Here is a 19,143-nt window from a genome sequence, read left to right on the forward strand (position 1 = left end):
CTTATTCCAAAATTTAAGATATTGCATTTTTGTCAAGAAGTGACCGTCCAGTCTTTAAGCCAATAATAAACCAGCCTAAAGCTAATATGCCAATTGCAAAAATGGTATCTCCAATTAGTCGAAGCCATACAAAGGTTTGAACAATGTCCTTTTGTAAAAATTCTGCTGAGCGTGCATACCACATGCCATGCTCAAAGCTGGCCCATGTTTGTAATAAACCAACCGGCAATAAACTTAATAGTGCCATTAACAAAAGTCCAATATTAATAGCCCAAAACGAAAAGCTTAAAAGCTTTGTTTTCCAATGTTTTTGCCTTGTAAGTCCTTTTAAACAGAAGAGCATCAATCCAATCCCGAGCATCCCATATACTCCAAAAAGGGCTGTATGTCCATGGAGCGGTGTTGTATTTAACCCTTGCATGTAATATAGTGAAATCGGCGGGTTAATAAAGAATCCAAACAGTCCTGCTCCAACAAGATTCCAAAAAGCAACAGAAACGAAACAATAGATCGCATATTTGTATTCCTTAACCCATTCCCTTGTACGGCTTAATGTTAAGTTTTCATAGGCTTCAAATCCGATTAATACTAGTGGAACAACCTCTAAAGCACTAAACACCGCTCCGTAGGCAAGAACGCCCATCGGTGTTCCGCTGAAATATAAATGGTGGAATGTTCCGATGATGCCACCGAACAAGAAAATGATCGTCGAGAATAATACAGAAGCTGTCGCTGTTCCTGTACGCAAAAGCCCCATTCTTGTAAAAAGGAAAGCCATAACGACTGTAGCGAACACTTCAAAAAATCCTTCAACCCATAAGTGGACAATCCACCAGCGCCAATACTCTGCCATCGCAAGATGTGATTGTTGTCCCCACAATAAACCGGGAATATAAAATAAAGGAATAGCAGTAGCAGCGAGTAAAAACATTGCCAATAAGTGACGGTCTTCAGATGATTTCTTAAAGGCCGGTAAAAGAGCTCTCCCCATTAAAAATAACCATAAAAACAAACCAACAGTTAAAAAAATTTGCCAAAAACGTCCTAAATCAACATATTCAAAACCTTGATGTCCAAACCAGAAATTTGCTTGGAAATCGAACTTTTGGAATACACCCATCCATTGTCCAGCCATTGAACCTACAACGATAATGAGCAAGCAGATAAACAGGAAATTAACTAATCCGCGTTGCCACTTCGGCTCATAACCAGAAACGGCAGGGGCCATATAAAGACCGGTTGCAAGCCATGCAGTTGCAATCCACAATATACCTAATTGAGTATGCCAAGTTCGTGTTACAGAATACGGAATCCATTCTTGGATTGGGATTCCATAAAAACCGGAACCTTCTACTGCATAGTGGGCAGTTACTGCACCCAGGCCAACTTGAACGACGATCAATGCAGTTACGATCCAAAAATACTTCAATGTAGCCTTCATCGAAGGAGTTGGAGCTAACCCTAATAATGGGTCCTTCTCAGGATACACTTCCGGTAGATGTGGCTCCTTATGACGTTGCACCGCAAAATACCACGCAAGTGCACCAACTCCCGCTAATAGCATAACAAAACTAATGATAGACCAGATAATTAGTTCACTTGTTGGCCGATTTTCAACTAAAACTTCACTTGGCCAATTGTTTGTATATGAAACATTATCCCCAGGTCGATTAGTAACGGTGGCCCACGTACTCCAGAAGAAAAAGGTATTCATTAAATCCATACGCTCTTGACTTTTAATTGTATTCTTTGGTATAGCATATTGATCTCTTAATTCACTAAGCTCAGGATTATCCATGAATAAGCCGCTATAATAGCTGCTTAAATATTGAAAAGCCTCCATGCGGTCATTAGAAATAACCAATTCCTTTGTTGCTTCATCATAAGTGTTCGTTCGCATTTCTTTTGTTAAACGTGCTCGCAGTTGTGCTTGTTGTTCCTCATTTAAATCTATGAAATAGTTTCCGTACTCTGCGTGCCCCCATTTATCCAAAATAAATAATGCTTCGCGATGCAGCCAATCAGCATTCCAGTCAGGTGCAACATAGGCTCCGTGGCCCCAAATGCTACCGAGTTCCTGACCGCCAATCGACTGCCAAACATTCTGTCCGTCCTTAATATCTTGACCGGTAAATAATTCAATGCCATCCTCTGTTACAACTCTTTCAGGAATCGGTGGCATGACCTGATAGATACGACCACCATAATATCCTAAAATACCAAAAGAAATAATAATGACCAGGCTAAGCCAGACCCATAATTTTTTATAGTTCATTAATTAACCCTCCTTTAATGGTAAATTCCCCAATAGTTCACAATATTAGTCATTACTTTCTAATTCTATTTGTAGTTCTTTGAAAAAATAAAAAGGAACAGGTGCAGTCCTGTTCCTTACAAAAAACGCATATGCAATTTTATAATTTAAAAGACGAAACAGTGTGTTGTAATTTCTCAGCCATATCAGCCAGCATTCCGGAAGCTGCAGCGATTTCTTCCATGGATGCATTTTGTTCCTCAGCAGATGCAGCCACATTTTGCGAATAACTTGACTGTTGTTCGGCGATTTTTTGGGCTTCATTGATTACTTGCACTAATTGGTCTGTGCTCGCATTAATTTCCTCAACAGCGGCCGAAACATCCTGAATCTGTGCAGACACATGGTCTACATGATTTGTAATTTGCTTAAATGCCTCACCCGCGTTGTTAACAGAAACAATGCCTTCTTTTACGCGGTTTTGTCCCATTTCCATTGCACGAACGGTTTGATCCACTTCTTTTTGAATTTCAGAAATTAATTGACTAACGTCCTTTGTAGCGTGGCCAGACTGTTCAGCCAATTTTCGAACTTCATCTGCTACAACGGCAAAGCCTTTTCCATGTTCACCTGCTCTAGCAGCCTCAATCGCAGCGTTCAGTGCAAGTAAGTTTGTTTGCTCTGCGATATTTGTAATGAGTGAAATTACTTGACTTATTTCTTGTGACTTAACACCAAGTGATGTTATGACTTTGCTCATCTCTTCAGTTGATTGATGTACTAGACTCATCTGTTCAATCGAGTCTTTTATCGTTTCGTTGCCTGTTTTTGCAGCTTGTGAGGTTTGTAAAGATGTATCGGAAACTTCTTGGATATTTTGAGCAATTTGGTCCATTCCTTTAGAAATTTCAGAGACAACCTCATTTGCCTCGCTTGTTCCTTTTAAACTAGAGTCTGAACCAACCGCAATTTGTTGGATGGATTGAGTAATAAGTTCCGTCGCTTGACTCGTTTGTTCACTACTTGCCATTAGTTCTTCAGAAGTTGAAGCAACCTGCTGAGAGGCTTCATCAATATTTTGAATCATCGCTCTTAAGCTTGTAACCATGTAGTTAAAGCTTTTTGCAAGTTCACCAATTTCATCTTTATTTTTTACATTTAAAATTGCAATTGATAGATCCTTTCCCGCTATTTTTTCAGCATTTTTGGCAATTTCAATAATGGGTTTTGAGAAAGAGTTTGCAAAGTAATAAATGATTATAGCCCCAAGTACAAGTGCAATTCCTAACGAGATGAATAAAGTGCTTAAAATCTTATTTGCACCACTATTAAAATCAATCATGTATGTACCTGCTGAAATATACCAGCCCCATTCGGGAGCTTTCGCTGTGTACGTAATTTTGGATTCAATTTGATTCGGATTATCTGGCAAAGCGAACTTATAAGTTGTGAAGCCACCACCGTTTTCCGCTCTAGAAATTTGTTCTTGAACAAATAGTACGCCATTTTCATCTTTCACATCGATCATGTTCACGCCTTCCTTAGTTGGATGCGCAAGATTCTTGCCAGCTCTATCATATACAACAAAATATCCATATTCCCCCATGTCTATATTCTTGTTGATTGGACGTGTGCCATCTGCCTGCTTTTCTCCTAGAATTGCAACTCTAAATCGTTCTTGGGCTTCCTCAAGGGTTAGATGTCCGTTTTCTATTTCTTCATTAAGAGATTTGATCATTTCCAACGCCATATTGACGTTGTTCTTTAATCCGATTTTCCCTTGGTCTTCAAGGCTTGACTTTGCTGTACTAAAGCCAATGAGTCCTATTACAAGACTTGGTATTGCTAATAACAACAAGGTAACTGTTATAAGTTTTTTTCTAACAGACATTTTAACCATACAATTTCCTCCTATGCAACTAAACTTAATAATTTTAAAAGTAGATTTATTTAAAATATAAAGTAAACTTGAGGAATTAGCTATCCAATTTCTTGTTTTTTTTACAAACTTCAACAAATTAGTTGTATAATTATATTTTAGATACAAGAATGCGACTGGGGGGGAGAGCATGACATCAAAAACGAAGATCGAAAGCAATCATGACTATATTAATCGCTATTCAAAGATTGCTAACATGATAGAGGCGAGGAGAAAAGAGCTTAATTTATCACTTAAAGATATAGAAGAAATGACTGGTTTGTGTTCTCCTGCAATATCACGGTTAACGAGTGTATCCAATCGACCAAGGCTTGATACTTTATATAAAGTATTGGATGCCTTAGATTTAGACATTAAAATTGAACGGAAAGAGAAAGAGGCCAATCTGCAAAATCTACAAGTTTCAACTAGTAAAAATAGCAACCAGTATAATGTTTGGGTAAAAAAAGGGGCAACTATAGATTTATTAAAAGTAAAAGCAAAAACGAAGTATGAGGTAAGACAAATTTTAAGTGAGACTAACCCGGAATGGGAAATTTGTACAATAGAGTTATATAGAAAAGGAAATTAAAAGCCGCTTATCCAAGTTTAAAAGGATAAGCGGCTTTCATTTTAATCCACAATCTCAAATATTTTTGTTAATCTAGTAAGTACAAATAGTTCCTTTACTTGTCCATTTAGTCCTTTAATAATAACCTTTCCACCATTCGACATTGCTCGCTTTTGGATGCCGATTAAAACACCTAAACCAGAGCTGTCAATGTAGGTTAAGGAACTGACGTCTAAGGTGAAGTTTTTATATCCATTATTAAGATAGGGCATAAGCGCTTCTCTAAAATTAGAGGCTTGTTCAACATATACTTCTTTTTCTAAGGTCACGAACACTTCATCAGCTTTGGCATTTATTTGAAAAGACATATTACCACTCCTTTAATCAGTAAGCTTGAATTTCTCGATTGAAGTTTTAAGTTGCAGTGCCATTGCATTTATTTGTTCAGTACTTGATGCAATAGTTTCCATTGCTGCTGAAGTTTCTTCTGTCGAAGCAGAAACCTCTTCAGCACTTGCAGCCGTGGTCTCGATAAAGGTTGCCAATGAATTGATAAGTTCTACGATTTTCTCAGAAGTAGCAACCTCATTATCGGTAACAGATACAATTCCGTTAACATCAGTGACTGTTTTCAAGACCGCCTCTACTATTTTTTCTAAAGCATCTCCAGCCTTTGTAACCGCCTCAACTCCTTCTTCAACCTGTTTACTGCTTTGATCGGTTGCAATAACTGTATTTGCGGTTGTTTCTGTTACTTTTCTAATTAGATTCGCCACCTCTGTAGCCCCACTGTTAGATTGCTCTGCCAATTTACGGACTTCGTTAGCTACAACCGCAAAGCCTTTTCCAGCTTCACCGGCACGGGCCGCTTCAATGGCGGCATTTAATGCTAATAGATTTGTTTGTTCTGCTAAATTTGTAATTGTATCGGTAATGGACGTTATTTCCTTTGAATATTGTTCTAAAGATGAAATATGAGTCTTTGTTTCTTCCATTTTTGCTTTAATATGTTCCATTCTTGTAATAACATCTAAGACGGTTTCTTTACCATCATTTGCCGTTCTTAAAGTAAATTGCGAGCTTTGGTCAGCGGATGTCGCTTTATTTTTGGCAATTTGAATTAATGATGATAATTCCAACAATGCTTTTGAAGTATCAATGATCGCAAAATTTCCATTTTCAGCTTCGATTGCAAGTCGATGTGTACTTTCGGCAACTTCAGTTGAGGAAGTCGATACTTGTTCAGTTGATGCAGCCATTTCTTCCGATGCTGCAGCTAATTCATCTGACGCAGCATAAACTTGTTTAATGATTTTCACTTGATTATCAATCATTGTATTAAAGGAATTACTAAGATCCTCCAGTTCGTCCTTAGATTGGATTGATGTTTGGATTGTTAAGTCTCCACTGCCGCCCAACTCCATAGCCGTTTGAAGCTTCCTAATCGAATTAACAATTCTAGCTGAAATAAAGTAAGCAGCAAGAATCGCAAGAATGATGGCCACCGTTGAAATAATTATACTACTTTTTCTTATTTTATAAGCGGGGGCCATATAATCATCATAATTTGCTGTTACAGCAATGCTCCACTTAGCGGCAGGTTGGAAGGTAACAAATTTATAAATTCCTTCGTATGTATAATAGCCGCTCCCAGTTTCTCCTGCATTCATTTTTCTTACATATTCCTTTAGTTCAGTAGAACCTGTGTTCAGTACATTTTCTTTTAAAACCTTGTCTTTTACCGGGTGGGAAACTAAAAGTCCATCTTTATCTACCATATAGGCATATCCAGATTTACCAATTTTGATTTGTTCGGCTTTTTCAGTAATTTTATCGAATTTGACCGTACCAATTAGAAGGCCGTTAACCTTCTGATTATCTGTTAACAATGGGAAGGCAATCGCTATAACAGGTTCTTTCGTAACTTTTGAAGTTATAACATCACTAATAGAATATTTCCCATTTAGTGCATCCTTCACATATTGTCTATCTGATAAGTCTGTCACCTCATTGGTGCTGGAACTGTTCATATAAGCGATGCCGTTTTCATCCGTAATTAGGATCATTTCGATTAAATCTTTATTATCACTTACAAAATTTTGAAGCATGTTTAGTACAATGTTTTTATTCTCCGAATCACTTTCCCTCGTCATTTTACGTATAAGTTCAGTTTTACTTTGCAGCTGTATGAGTGATGTGGTGGATTGTACGGTTTGATTAATTGATTCTGCTGTTAATCTAGTTGTTTCAACTAATTCCTTTTCAATCGTTTCTTGCATTGAATCGGCTGTCATATTGTACGATAAAACGGCTAAAGCAATAATCGGCAAGGTTATTAGCACAACGAAGCTGCCTAATAATTTAACTTTCAGACTCATTTTCATTCAATCACTCCATCGATTTTAATAGGAATATATTATCATGTTATTTAATATTTATACATAGTCCAGATGCATCATCTGTGATAATAGTACTATTACTTAAGGCTACTAGCATTTCATATGAAGCTTGAAAGCTGCTTGGAAATTTATATTGATCTACATGTAAGTGGTCGAGTAAGCCATCCGTTAAGAAGTTGAAATAATCACCTGACTTAAACGGCATTTCATATTCTTCGAAGGGCATTGCTCCCATTATTCCTAAAAAAGCCCCTTCGACAGTAATCATTCCTTTTTGCTCCTTTGTCATTGCAATAAAGTGATTAATCCCACAAGAAACATACTTTAATGAAGATGTTAGAAAGTTAAATTCAAAGCAGATACCTGTTGCAAACGTCTCATTTGTTAAAAATTTAATAGATTCATGATTGACCCACTTAACTTTTTCTGCTAGTGATAAATCATGTTTATGGGCAGCTTGTTCAAATAAAACGTGAATATGCGAAGTGTGAAGAGCTGTATCCAAACCATGTCCCATAATATCGATTAAGTACCCATACAATGTATTTCTTTCCTTATCCCAAATATAATGATAAAAATCGCCGCTAACATATTCAGATGGTTTATATATACTTTTGATTTCAAAGTTTTCGTTGTTCAGCTCAGGTGGCAGAAAATCGACCTGGACTTTACCGGTTAAAACGAGATGCTTCAAGTTGGAAACCATCTGATTGAATGATTGGGCAAGATGCCCAACTTCATCACTGCGTTCAATGGTTAGCTTTTTAACATTGATATCTCCGTCTGCAACTCTTTTCATTAGCTGAATGACATCCGTAATTGGATGAATAATATGATGGATGCTTGCCCATGTGGCGAAAAGGAAAATGAATACATTTACAAGCATAATTGAAATCTGGATATTTTTAATAATTTCTACCTTGTGCTCTGAATTTTGCTCAATTTGATTCGTTACATTATTAACTTTTCTTAGTAACAAGAAGCTATCTTGTTGTATTTCAGCCGCTATTTGTCTCTTTTCAGATGGATCATCTGACTTAATAAGCCTGTCCAATTTCTGTGAAAAAGGCTGCCATTCATGTAATACCTCTACAAGGTGGGCTGTAATATTTGGCGCCTTTATTCCATGGATACCGGAGCTATTATTACCGAAAATAAGATCCTCTTGATTTTTCTCAAACTTTTTGGCTGTTACACGAAGTTGAGTGTAATAGATGGGATTGCTTTCTGCCACATGGTAAGCCTCGTTAACCATTTGTATCGTTAACATTCTTTGGGAACCCGCTAGATTAATTAGATGACTATCATGTTTATGTTCATCCAGAAAATTAATCATTACATAAAATCCAAAAAAGTTTAAAAGTAAGGCAATTGTAAAAATTGAACCAAGCTTTACTTTCAAACTCAAATCCTGAATCCGCATTTTTATCACCTATTGAATTTGTTTTCTGCGTTGTATATTTTTCACCAGCAACACATCATTTCCCTTCTTATTATAAATGACTTTATCCATTACCTGCTGCATAATAAATAAGCCTCTGCCTGATTCTTTTAAAGTTGTATAATTTATATCTTTCATCATATTAGTTTCATTTACCTTTTGAATAGTTTCATCTACTGCAAAGCCTTTGCCTCTATCTTTTACCCTAATAACTAGGAATCCATTTTTTTGAATTTTAACCCGTACCAGCACTTTTTTATTTCTTCCATGCTTAATAGCATTATTAACCGCTTCATTTAGGACGACCTCAACAAGAGTAGAATCATCCGCGACCATGTCTTTAATAAAATCGCTGATCCCATTGCGGAGGTACCTATAGCAAGTAAAATCATTAAAAGTAAGTGTAAATGTTTTCATTCATTAATCTCCTGTATGAAAAGTTTAAATTAATTATAATTTATAAGCCTTGGTTAATGTTTTCTTAATTATGAAACTTTTGTGTAATTAGTAACTTAACAAAGATAAAAAGTATTGATATACTAAATTAAGATTCATATAAATACTGAAAGATTAGCTAGGGGTGCCGTATGGCTGAGAGGACGATTGTCTAACCCTTGAACCTGATTTGGTTAGTACCAACGTAGGGAATGCGACTAATTCTGTTTTAAAACAGAAGGCCAACCTATTTTGGTTGGCTTTTTGTGTTGTATAAAAAGAAATGGAGTGAGTATCTAATGAAAGTTTTCAAGGCACTTACTATTGCTGGCTCAGATTCCGGTGGGGGAGCGGGAATCCAGGCAGATGTAAAAACGTTTCAAGAACTTGGTGTATATGGAATGACGGCTATTACGGCAATTACAGCACAAAATACAACTGGTGTACAAGGGGTATATCCGCTAAGTGTTGAAGGTATTGCAAAGCAAATTGATTCAATCGGTACAGACTTAACACCAGATGCAGTAAAGACAGGCATGCTTTTTAACAGTGAAATTATTAAGGTTGTCGCGGAAAAAATCACGCAATATCAATGGTCTAATCTTGTAATAGACCCGGTGATGATTGCAAAAGGAGGATCACCATTATTACAAGCGGAAGCAATCGAAGCCCTAAAAGATTATTTATTGCCAATAGCAACAGTTATAACTCCTAATATCCCTGAAGCAGAGGTGATATCTGGCATTAAAATTACAAATCTTAGTGAACGAAAAGAAGCTGCCAAACTTATTTATAATCTAGGTGCAAAAAATGTAATGATTAAAGGCGGACACGAAGAAACCGATCAAATGATTGATCTCTTATATGATGGAAACCGCTTTTTCCAATTTGAAAGCAAGAGAATTGCTACAAAGAATACTCATGGAACGGGATGTACGTTTTCTGCAGCGATTACGGCTGAATTAGCGAAAGGGAAAAACATCGTGGATTCGATATCAGTTGCTAAACACTTTATTCAAGCTGCCATTGAAGATGATTTGCGAATCGGCACAGGCCACGGTCCAACGAATCATTGGGCCTATAATAAAAGGGGAGCATTATGTAAATGAGATATTCCGAAGAAGAGCTAAGAAAAAAGCTTCAGCTTTATTTTGTGATGGGGAGCAATAATTGTTTGAAGGATCCTGAAATTGTACTACAGGAAGCGATTGAAGGAGGTATTACTTTTTTTCAATTCAGAGAAAAGGGGACCCATGCCAAAAAGGGCTCTGAAAAAATAAAGTTGGCAAAAAAATTACAGGCTATTTGTAAACAAAATGGAATTCCTTTTATCGTCAATGATGATCTTGAATTGGCACTTGAAATTGATGCAGATGGCATTCACATTGGTCAAGAAGATGAAGACCCGCTAAAAGTGAGAAAAATGATTGGTGACAAACTACTCGGTATTTCCGTCCATAACCTGAATGAGGCTAATCAAGCACTAGCACAAGGGGCAAATTATTTGGGAGTTGGACCGATGTACGAAACGACCACAAAAAAGGATATTCGTGAAGTGAAGGGACCTGAAGTTATCGTTGAATTAAGAGAAAATAACCTTACTGTTCCAATCGTAGGAATTGGCGGCATTCAAAAAGGGTTAATCAAACCGGTCATCGAGGCGGGGGCGGATGGAGTTGCAGTTATTTCAGCTATTAGCAATAGTGAGAATCCAAGGGAAGCTGTGAAGGATCTACTAGAAGAAATGAAATAAAAAAATTATAATGGAATTGGCTGTCTTACTTATGTCACTAGGCATTGGAAGACAGTCTTTTTTACACCTATTTCCGAATCAAAAGGCATATACATGTAGCATGTCCGTTACATGAAGGAGATGCAGAATGTCTTTTGTTAAAAAAGCAAGTGCAATTATCGCTGGGAGTATATCTGTTGCCATCGGAGTTAATTTATTCCTTTTTCCAAATGAATTATTGGATGGAGGAATGATTGGTATTGGATTAATTGTAAATTATTTGTGGGGATTTGAAACGGGACTTACGATTATTTTTTGCAGTATTCCGATTTTTATATTAGCTTGGTTTCGTTATCGATCTTATTTTTATAATAGTATTCATGGGTTTTTAGTTTCCTCATTTTTTATAGATGTCCTTTCACCGTTAAGGCATGTTCAATTATCGGAAATTCTTCAATCCCCATTAATAAGCTCTATTCTAGGTGGTCTGCTTGTTGGTATTGGAATTGGTACGATGCTTAAATTTGAGACGAGTACGGGCGGTACTGACTTGTTGGCGCAGTTTCTTTCAGATATGTTCAGGATGAATGTAGGGGTAATCATATTGCTCATCGATGCACTTGTTGTAATTATTGGCGGCTTCTTAATATCACCGGAAACACTATTGCTATCATTAATAACAATTTTTGTTGTCGGTATTTCAACCAGCTTATTGACATTGAAAATAATTCATTATTAGGCAGTTGGCGATTATCGCTAACTGTCTTTTTCGATCATTCACTTTTTAACATCGAAATAATCTACCTATTAAATAAAAATAGGAGCTTATCGGGGTAGATAAGCTCCTAAGGGGGTGGGGACAGGGGGCTGATAGTGAGAATTTGCTACTATCAACTGTTTATATAAGTATAATATGAATAACTAATAAAATCAACAAAAAATTATAATTATTTTACATTTTTTTGTTATTCGTATCTAGGTAGTTCTATATTGATTACATATTGCAGCTATGTTATAATTTAGCTAAATTAATATTTTGCGTGATTAGGAGGAGTCTGTCACCAAGGGTGTATTATGCCGTTGGTTCGACAAGGCTCCTTTTTGTCTGCAATTTAGGGGAGGGGTCTGTCAAAGTACAGGCCCCTTTTTATATTTTATTTCACTATTTCAATAGGAGGAGATGAATTTGAAAAAGGAAAAATTGACATTTGTAGAGGTATTAATTATGGCTGCCGCCATTGTAGCCGGGTTATTCATGGCAGCTGGGGTTGGCATGTTGTTCTCTTAATCTGATCATAAGGACCATTACGGAAAATGTAATGGTCCTTTAGCCATATTATAGAGTTGTCAAAAGTTAATATTGATTACCGGATAATTCAGCTTGTGCCTGCTTAACTAAACGTTTTGTAATTTCTCCGCCAACGGATCCGTTAGCACGAGAAACCGAATCAGCAGAAAGCTTTACTCCGAATTCTTGGGCAATTTCTTCTTTATATTGATCCAACATTTGTTGTACGCCTGGTACTACTAATGAATTGCGGTTTGCCATAGATGACACCTCCTTATAATATAGTTTGTAAAAAAAATACGCCATTTATGACAAGAAAAGCTATCCATTACTAAAGAATTTGTCCAAAAAATTTTTAGAGCGTAAAATATGAGTATTACAAAATGGGAGTGGTTGCATTGAATAAAGAGGAAATTGAAGAGATCATTGAGAAATTAAGAAATGGTGAAATAAAGCAGTATGAAGTAACAAAAGAAGAGTTTATGGAATTCCGTGAGGTTTTAATAAAGCAAAAGGATAAGGAGCAAATTCGCGGTGAGGCCAAAAAAGGAGGAGGGGTTGTTTATACACATGTTAATGAGTAAAGGCATATATAAATAAAGTGTAAATTTATTCAGTAGAAGTTTAAGGGGGGGGCAAGTTGAATTATTTTCAACGAAATCCGGCCTATTATCATACACCCTATGGAACATACAACTATTGGCAATACCCTAATGACCAATATCCAAACCGACAAAATAATGTTGATGTTACGATTTTTAGTGAGTCATTAGGAGCCTATAGACAACTGCTTAAGGATGCCAGTAATGTTTTAAATCATTTGGCGGATTCTAAGACATTTGCAGCACAGGTCATGGGAGCTGCACAAGTTTCAAATCAAAAGGAAGTGGATCATCTCATTAAATCACTGGGAGTTAAATCTGATTTCGAAGTATCCTACAATCCTGATGGAATTCATTTGAAGTTTTGGGCACATGTAAAAGGGAGTGAATGCTGCAAGTTGGATATGGCAATTCGCTGGAGATAAATATGTCAATAAAAGAAGGAAACACGGTATGCAATTTCCGCTTATCGTGTTTTTTTACGTTCCAAATAATTTTCGAAATATTTCCATGCAGTTATCATATATATACTTGGTAAAAAGGTTAAAATCTAGTAAAGTTAATGTATGAAAGGTAGAAAGGGAGATTAAGAGTATTATGAGATTTTTAAAGATGTGGCTTCTGATTCCACTTATCATTTTTGGCTTAATACTGTCAAGTACGACAACAATCCATGCAGGTTCTTCTGCTGTATTGTATGCTAATGCGTCTACTAATACATATAAAGCCAGTTTATTAAAGGATATTGAAAAGATTATTCAGGAAGCAATGGGAAAACGGCAAAATACGATTGTGATCCAATATAAAGGATCTACAAATAAACTGTTAGATGTGATAAGTGGATATATTGATAAGGCAATTGAAAATGATGAATATTTGAACTATTCTTTTCGCAGTGTAAATATGTCCTATAAAGCATATGGAACCGATATTACGATAACCCTTAAATTCACATATTATGAAACAGCAGCTGAAATGAAGTATGTTGATCAACAAGTAAATGCCATTTTGTCTAAGATCATAAAGCCTGAAATGAATAACCATGAAAAAGTAAAAGCTGTCCATGATTATCTTGTGTTGAATCTAGGGTATGATACTACCTTGATTAGCAATTCTCCCTATACGGCTTTAACAAAAGGAATAACAGCATGTAATGGTTATGCTATGCTCGCCTATAAAATGTTGAAGAAATTAGGTTTTGACGTTCGTTTAATTAGTGGTACTGCCAGTAGCCAAGCATATAAAACCCAAAACCATGCGTGGAATTTAGTGAAGCTGGACGATAAATGGTATCATCTTGATGTAACATGGGATGATCCCGTTCCCGATGAAGCAGGACGGATTTTTTATGATTATTACTTACTAACGGATAAAGAAATTTCAAAAAATCATAGTTGGAAACAGGGAGGAATAAATGGTGAAGAAAAGCCATACCCTGCTGCAACTACAGCTTATTTAGACCTTCTACAATCAAAGCTTTCTTCAACAAATGAAGCGGAGCGTTATCAAGAATTAATGGTAACAATAGGTTTACACTACTTGCTTCCGGAAAATACTGCAAGTCGTTTAATTGAATTGAGCGATATGATTGGCAATCAATTTGCAAGCTATAACAATGAATTTAACCTTCGCTATATTGATAACAAAGGTGATTTAAGCACAAACCTTAGACAAATCATTTATGATAATGCTGTTAAACATAAGGTAAAATCATGGAGTTTTGTCACTCTTCCTTATATAAGGGGGACGACATCTTTTGACCAACTGGTTATGATTTCGGATATTGTATACCAAAATGATCCGCCGAAAGATTAAGAATTTAAGAATTAATGAAAAATGATTGCAACGATTATAATAATGTGTTAAACCTAATATAGATGAAAATTTAATATTCTAGCGTTACTACTAGGGGTGCTGAAAAGGCTGAGAAAGACGATTGTCTTAACCCTTAAACCTGATCTAGATAATTCTAGCGTAGGGAAGTGGTGCTTGGTGTCTGTAATTATTTTTATTATTGGCATCATTCATGTTGAATACAACCACTTCTATTTAATAGAGGTGGTTTTTTTATTTGGAAAAAGGAGGGATTTCTAATAAAAGGGCATACTACGCTGCAATTTACAGATGTTGATTTTACATATAGTGGAAAGGAGCCTGTCATTGTAGAAAAATTAAATTTCACCGTAAAAGAAGGTGAATTTGTAAGTATTATTGGGCCAAGCGGCTCTGGTAAAACGACACTATTTCGGCTGATTACAGGTCTAGAAAATCCCACCTCTGGGAACGTAATAATCGATGGTTCAGCCTCCAGCCAACGTTTAGGCAGTGTGGGTTATATGCCCCAACAAGACTTGCTTTTACCTTGGCGAACTGTCTTGGAAAATGTAACTTTACCGTTGGAAATGGAGGCATCGAAACAAATAGTCCCAAAGGTGGAAGTGTATGACCTACTACAGGAATTTGGTTTGAAGGGGTTTGAACACTCCTATCCAGCACAATTGTCTGGTGGAATGAAGCAGCGCGTCTCGTTCCTTAGAACAATTATTACTGGATCTAACATTTTATTATTGGACGAACCATTTAGTGCGCTAGATGCCATTACAAGATTAACGATGCAAGAGTGGCTTTTAGAGCAATGGGAAAAAATGCAAAAGACCATTTTATTTATTACACATGATGTAGATGAAGCTCTTTTCTTGTCCGATCGAATTTTTCTAATCAATAGAACTCCGATAGAGGAATTTACGGAAGTTATAGTTCCATTATCAAGGCCCAGAAAAATAAGAGATCTTGCCGGGCAAGAAATTGTAAACATAAAGGAACAATTAATAGACCGGCTTCGAATGAAGGTGTACAATGGATAAATTTAAATATTATTTTTCTTCTATAACGATTATTTTATGTGTTTTTATTTTCTGGGAAATAGGAGCCGCGATTGTTAACAAGAAGTATATATTACCTTCTCCAACACAAATATTGCTTAAGCTGTGGGACTTAAAAGGTGTTCTGTTTTTAAATCATTTACCAGCAACGATGTTGATTATTATCGTAGGATTGTTGACTTCAATCATTATTGGTGTTGGATTAGCGGTTTGGATGAATATGAATAAGTCGGTGGAAAAAGCTTTTTATCCTCTGTTGATAGCATCACAAACAGTTCCTATTATTGCGTTGGCACCGATTTTCGTTCTTTGGTTTGGTTATTCAATCTGGGGTAAGGTTGTAGTCACCGTTTTGATTACATTTTTCCCGATTACAGTGAGTACATTTGATGGCTTACGGTCAATTAAAAGCGAGCTTGAAGAATTATTTTTGACAATGGGTGCGTCGAAAAAAGAAATCTTTTTTAAATTAAGTATTCCAACCGCCTTGCCGTTCTTTTATTCGGGATTAAAGGTGGCTGTTACCTTAAGTGTAATCGGGGCCGCAATAGGAGAATGGTTAGGGGCAAAAGCTGGCTTGGGGTATTTTAGTCGCAGGATGATGACTCAATTTGATGGCGCAGGTGTATTTGCACCAATCATTTTATTGTCTTTTATCGGTATTCTTTTATTTTTATTAGTAACATATTTAGAAAAAATATCTTTTAAGTGGAGGAAAATAAAGTGAAAAAATGGTTGTCTGTAATTTTTTTAGCCGTATTGCTATTTTCTGTTGCAGCTTGCGGTTCAGGTAATAGTAGTAAAGAGACGTCAACTCAATTAAAAGATGTGGGCATCATGTTGGATTGGTATCCAAACGCATTACATACATTTCTTTATGTAGCAAAGGAGAAAGGGTATTTTGCTGAAGAAGGAGTTAATCTTGAAATTCAATTTCCGGCTAATCCAACGGATCCACTTAATTTAGCCGCTGCAGGAAAGGTTACTTTAGGTTTATATTATCAGCCAGATGTCATTATTGCACGTGCCAATGAAAATATTCCGGTTAAATCTGTTGCATCGATCGTTCGGGCACCATTAAATCATATCGTTTTTATGGAAAATAGCCGGATAAAGTCTCCAAAGGATTTAGAAGGGAAAACAGTTGGTTATCCGGGAATTGCTTTAAATGAATCATTGTTAAAAACAATGGTCGAAAATGACGGAGGTGATCCCAGTCAAGTCGAATTGGTCGATGTTGGTTTTGACTTAGGAGCATCCATTGCAGCAGAGAAAGTTGATGCAGTTATCGGTGCTTTTATTAATCATGAGGTTCCCGTCCTAAAGCAAAAAGGGTATGAAACTCGAAATTTTAATCCTGTTGAATATGGTGTACCCGCTTATAGTGAAGTTGTCTTAGTAACAAGTGATGAAACTTTAGAGAATCATAAACAAGAAATAGAAGCATTTTGGAGGGCCGCTGTTAAGGGATATGAGTTTACGAAAGCAAATCCTGAGGAAGCCTTACAAATTTTATTAACAAATCAAGATGAGGCAAACTTTCCGTTAGTAGCTGAGGTAGAGAAAGAAAGCTTAAGCATATTAATGTCAATGATGGAGTCCGATCAGGAACCTTTTGGCAGCCAAACAGCCCAATCATGGGAAGAAGTAACGGATTGGCTTAAAGAATCTGGCTTGGTGAAATCAGATCCAAATATAGAAGAAATGTTTACGACACTTACAAAATAACAGAAAAATCAGAAAATATGTTGTGCTCGAAAAAAAGATAAAATATAATAATTTTAGGGTAATATCCCGAATACATTTGCGAGAGGGTGTTAAAATGGAATTTGTTTTAAGTTGTAAAGGCAGTGCTGAACCTTGTGAGGTTACTTTTGATCATGATAACGGCCGTTATATGCTTAGGAAAGCAGACCGAAGCGGTGAGTTTTTTAACACCCCACAGCAATTAGTCGAATGGATCGAAGAAAACTGGACGATAAAGGATTTCTATGATCCGGAGGAGTTTATTAAAATGGTGAATGAAATAAAAAACAATCTTTAATTACTCTCCCAAACTAAAAAGCAAAACCCTTGCAAGGGTTTTGCTTTTTATTGTCTAGCTCCAGCGACCAGCGACTCGTAAATTTCACTCATCTCCCTACGATAAGTCAACAACAGAGGAATCGCTTCGCTCATCGCCGGATATCCTTTATCTCAGTCGATGCGATCCAGTTTATACGTCGCTAAACGGTCGCTTTCGCTTTTCTAATTAATATCCCCAAGAAGCACCAACGATAATTAAAAGGATGAATAGTACAACGATTAACGCAAAGCCACGTCCGTAGCCGAAGCCGCAGCCGCCATAACCAAAGCCTCCGTATCCGCAGCATCCGCCACCAAATCCACCGTATCCGAACATATAATTCAACTCCTTTCTGAGAATGTAAACCATCAAAGAATGAGTGTTGCTCTACAGAGTGCCCTTTGAGCAATCTGTACATTAATAACATATGGAAAACAAAATTAATCCGTATAGTTATTTGCCCTGTTTCTGATAAAATAGGCGTTTATTATTTTTGTCTCTATTTTTTAGATAATAGGGGATATGCCTATAACATTTATGAACATTTGTCATAGGTTAATAGTGTGTTAGTTACAGTAATTTAAAGGAGGAGAATAAATATGGCATATGGATTTGGATATGGGTATGGTGCTTGCGGTTGTGGATGTGGTGGATTCGGTTATGGTGCAAACGCCTTCGCTTTAATTGTAGTTTTATTTATTCTTTTAATTATAGTAGGTGCCGCCTGGAGATGCTAATACCCATTTGATTCGCTCACAATTAAACAGTAGTCCTATTCTCTTAATGAGTGGGGCTACCTTTTTTTATTGATGAAAATAAAAGAACCCGCTTTAGCGTCCAAGCGGGCTATATAAAAAAAGGAGGTAGAAGATAATAGTGGAAAAAGTTAAAACCTAGTAGACGAAACTGGTGCCTACAATTATCAACAAAATAAATAGGACGACAATTAACGCAAAGTTATTGCCATATCCGCCGTGCCCGCCGCTCATAATGATCACCTCCTTGTTGTGTTTACTTATAAATTATGTCTGTTCATCTTTTTATGTATAGTTGCATGTCCTCCACAAATAAAAAAGGGCAAATTTGTTTGTAGCAAATAATAAAAAAACCGGGGATCCCGGTTTTTGTTGATTACCTTATTTTAATCAGTACCTTTACTTACATCTTTGGTTGGATGCATAAACGGGGCAGCTTGTGGTGGTTTTTGCTTTTCAACAAGATCGATATTTTCATCTGTATTCCAACCAATATCATTCGTCGGATGAACCCATTCGTCCCCGGCCATAACAGAAGGGTCTGTTTCTTTCGTCCATTGATTTAATGGTGAGTTCGGAGAATCGTAAAAGCTATCGCCTATAACAACCCCATGTTCATTCACAAAAGGTGGTTCAATTTTAATCCCGCTATCTTTAAAATTAGGGGATGAAATTTGATGTGGCATTGTTCCATCAATTAATGGAGATTTTAAATTTTCTTTTTTCTCATTTTTACTCATATGTATCACCTCTTTAGCACTATTGTTGTTAGTATGTCTTGGACAAGTTGTCGATATACAA

At 36.5% G+C, this 19,143-nt stretch carries 21 protein-coding genes, 1 pseudogene and 2 riboswitches; of the genes and pseudogenes, 12 read left to right on the forward strand and 10 right to left on the reverse strand.

Annotation, left to right across the window (positions count from 1 at the left end; all coding sequences use genetic code 11):
- Positions 1-13: 13 nt before the first annotated feature.
- Both P9E47_RS11435 and P9E47_RS11440 read right to left on the reverse strand, forming a co-directional pair.
- Entirely contained in the window at positions 14-2,275 is a 2,262-nt protein-coding gene (locus tag P9E47_RS11435; protein WP_003329195.1) for a nitric-oxide reductase large subunit, read from the reverse strand.
- A 139-nt stretch (positions 2,276-2,414) separates the two neighbouring features.
- On the reverse strand, positions 2,415-4,154 hold the full coding sequence (locus P9E47_RS11440) for a methyl-accepting chemotaxis protein (RefSeq protein WP_003329196.1): 1,740 nt from the start codon (positions 4,152-4,154) through the stop codon (positions 2,415-2,417).
- 169 nt (positions 4,155-4,323) lie between these two features.
- On the opposite strand from P9E47_RS11440, the gene P9E47_RS11445 reads away from it, so the two are divergent.
- On the forward strand, positions 4,324-4,764 hold the full coding sequence (locus P9E47_RS11445) for a helix-turn-helix domain-containing protein (protein ID WP_326163509.1): 441 nt from the start codon (positions 4,324-4,326) through the stop codon (positions 4,762-4,764).
- 41 nt (positions 4,765-4,805) lie between these two features.
- Here the strand turns inward: P9E47_RS11445 and P9E47_RS11450 are convergent, their stop codons facing one another.
- The 4 genes from P9E47_RS11450 to P9E47_RS11465 are packed head-to-tail and all read right to left on the reverse strand — an operon-like array spanning position 4,806 to position 9,000.
- Complete coding sequence (locus P9E47_RS11450) at positions 4,806-5,111, reverse strand: STAS domain-containing protein (RefSeq protein WP_326163511.1); 306 nt, start codon at positions 5,109-5,111, stop codon at positions 4,806-4,808.
- A gap of 12 nt (positions 5,112-5,123) precedes the next feature.
- Positions 5,124-7,127, reverse strand: a complete 2,004-nt coding sequence (locus P9E47_RS11455) for a methyl-accepting chemotaxis protein (RefSeq protein ID WP_003329199.1) — start codon at positions 7,125-7,127, stop codon at positions 5,124-5,126.
- 40 nt (positions 7,128-7,167) lie between these two features.
- A complete protein-coding gene (locus tag P9E47_RS11460) occupies positions 7,168-8,565 on the reverse strand; it encodes a SpoIIE family protein phosphatase (RefSeq protein ID WP_326163513.1) in 1,398 nt (465 codons plus the stop codon).
- 9 nt (positions 8,566-8,574) lie between these two features.
- Positions 8,575-9,000 carry an ATP-binding protein gene (locus P9E47_RS11465; RefSeq protein ID WP_003329201.1) on the reverse strand — a complete coding sequence of 142 codons (426 nt, stop codon included), beginning with the start codon at positions 8,998-9,000 and terminating at the stop codon, positions 8,575-8,577.
- A gap of 149 nt (positions 9,001-9,149) precedes the next feature.
- A riboswitch (TPP riboswitch) is annotated at positions 9,150-9,248 on the forward strand.
- A 69-nt stretch (positions 9,249-9,317) separates the two neighbouring features.
- Between P9E47_RS11465 and thiD the strand changes: the two genes are divergently transcribed.
- The 3 genes from thiD (at position 9,318) to P9E47_RS11480 (ending at position 11,489) form a co-directional block, all read left to right on the forward strand.
- A complete protein-coding gene (gene thiD / locus P9E47_RS11470; RefSeq protein ID WP_003329203.1) occupies positions 9,318-10,127 on the forward strand; it encodes a bifunctional hydroxymethylpyrimidine kinase/phosphomethylpyrimidine kinase in 810 nt (269 codons plus the stop codon).
- On the forward strand, positions 10,124-10,771 hold the full coding sequence (gene thiE, locus P9E47_RS11475) for a thiamine phosphate synthase (protein ID WP_326163515.1): 648 nt from the start codon (positions 10,124-10,126) through the stop codon (positions 10,769-10,771). Before thiD ends, thiE begins: the two co-directional genes overlap by 4 nt.
- Positions 10,772-10,898: 127 nt before the next feature.
- On the forward strand, positions 10,899-11,489 hold the full coding sequence (locus P9E47_RS11480; RefSeq protein WP_003329205.1) for a YitT family protein: 591 nt from the start codon (positions 10,899-10,901) through the stop codon (positions 11,487-11,489).
- A gap of 615 nt (positions 11,490-12,104) precedes the next feature.
- Here P9E47_RS11480 and P9E47_RS11485 read toward each other — a convergent pair.
- A complete protein-coding gene (locus P9E47_RS11485) occupies positions 12,105-12,299 on the reverse strand; it encodes an alpha/beta-type small acid-soluble spore protein (RefSeq protein ID WP_003329206.1) in 195 nt (64 codons plus the stop codon).
- 128 nt (positions 12,300-12,427) lie between these two features.
- Here P9E47_RS11485 and P9E47_RS11490 point away from each other — a divergent pair, with 128 nt between their 5' ends.
- From P9E47_RS11490 to P9E47_RS11520, 7 genes are all read left to right on the forward strand, one after another.
- On the forward strand, positions 12,428-12,622 hold the full coding sequence (locus P9E47_RS11490; protein ID WP_235786677.1) for a hypothetical protein: 195 nt from the start codon (positions 12,428-12,430) through the stop codon (positions 12,620-12,622).
- Between the two features lie 56 nt (positions 12,623-12,678).
- A complete protein-coding gene (locus tag P9E47_RS11495) occupies positions 12,679-13,065 on the forward strand; it encodes a hypothetical protein (protein ID WP_003329208.1) in 387 nt (128 codons plus the stop codon).
- 172 nt (positions 13,066-13,237) lie between these two features.
- Complete coding sequence (locus P9E47_RS11500) at positions 13,238-14,455, forward strand: transglutaminase domain-containing protein (RefSeq protein WP_003329209.1); 1,218 nt, start codon at positions 13,238-13,240, stop codon at positions 14,453-14,455.
- A gap of 82 nt (positions 14,456-14,537) precedes the next feature.
- Positions 14,538-14,638, forward strand: a riboswitch (TPP riboswitch).
- Between the two features lie 161 nt (positions 14,639-14,799).
- On the forward strand, positions 14,800-15,504 hold the full coding sequence (locus P9E47_RS11505) for an ABC transporter ATP-binding protein (RefSeq protein ID WP_326153885.1): 705 nt from the start codon (positions 14,800-14,802) through the stop codon (positions 15,502-15,504).
- Positions 15,497-16,249, forward strand: coding sequence for an ABC transporter permease (locus tag P9E47_RS11510; protein WP_003329211.1), 753 nt, complete (start codon positions 15,497-15,499; stop codon positions 16,247-16,249). Before P9E47_RS11505 ends, P9E47_RS11510 begins: the two co-directional genes overlap by 8 nt.
- The gene (locus P9E47_RS11515; protein WP_003329213.1) at positions 16,246-17,250 is read left to right on the forward strand and encodes an ABC transporter substrate-binding protein; all 1,005 of its coding nucleotides are present in this window, start codon (positions 16,246-16,248) and stop codon (positions 17,248-17,250) included. The genes P9E47_RS11510 and P9E47_RS11515 overlap by 4 nt, the downstream gene beginning before the upstream one ends.
- Positions 17,251-17,344: 94 nt before the next feature.
- Positions 17,345-17,566, forward strand: a complete 222-nt coding sequence (locus tag P9E47_RS11520; RefSeq protein ID WP_003329214.1) for a hypothetical protein — start codon at positions 17,345-17,347, stop codon at positions 17,564-17,566.
- Between the two features lie 207 nt (positions 17,567-17,773).
- Here P9E47_RS11520 and P9E47_RS11525 read toward each other — a convergent pair whose 3' ends face one another.
- A complete protein-coding gene (locus tag P9E47_RS11525; RefSeq protein WP_003329215.1) occupies positions 17,774-17,923 on the reverse strand; it encodes a YjcZ family sporulation protein in 150 nt (49 codons plus the stop codon).
- A 320-nt stretch (positions 17,924-18,243) separates the two neighbouring features.
- Between P9E47_RS11525 and P9E47_RS22940 the strand changes: the two are divergent.
- Positions 18,244-18,324 (forward strand): annotated as a pseudogene (locus P9E47_RS22940) (YjcZ family sporulation protein); the annotation flags it as partial.
- 156 nt (positions 18,325-18,480) lie between these two features.
- Here P9E47_RS22940 and P9E47_RS11535 read toward each other — a convergent pair.
- Both P9E47_RS11535 and P9E47_RS11540 read right to left on the reverse strand, forming a co-directional pair.
- A complete protein-coding gene (locus P9E47_RS11535) occupies positions 18,481-18,576 on the reverse strand; it encodes a YjcZ family sporulation protein (protein WP_081585610.1) in 96 nt (31 codons plus the stop codon).
- A gap of 152 nt (positions 18,577-18,728) precedes the next feature.
- Positions 18,729-19,082, reverse strand: coding sequence for a DUF3905 domain-containing protein (locus P9E47_RS11540; RefSeq protein ID WP_035194527.1), 354 nt, complete (start codon positions 19,080-19,082; stop codon positions 18,729-18,731).
- Between the last annotated feature and the right edge of the window lie 61 nt (positions 19,083-19,143).

Source organism: Schinkia azotoformans, assembly GCF_035811335.1.
Lineage (GTDB): Bacteria > Bacillota > Bacilli > Bacillales > Bacillaceae_J > Schinkia > Schinkia azotoformans.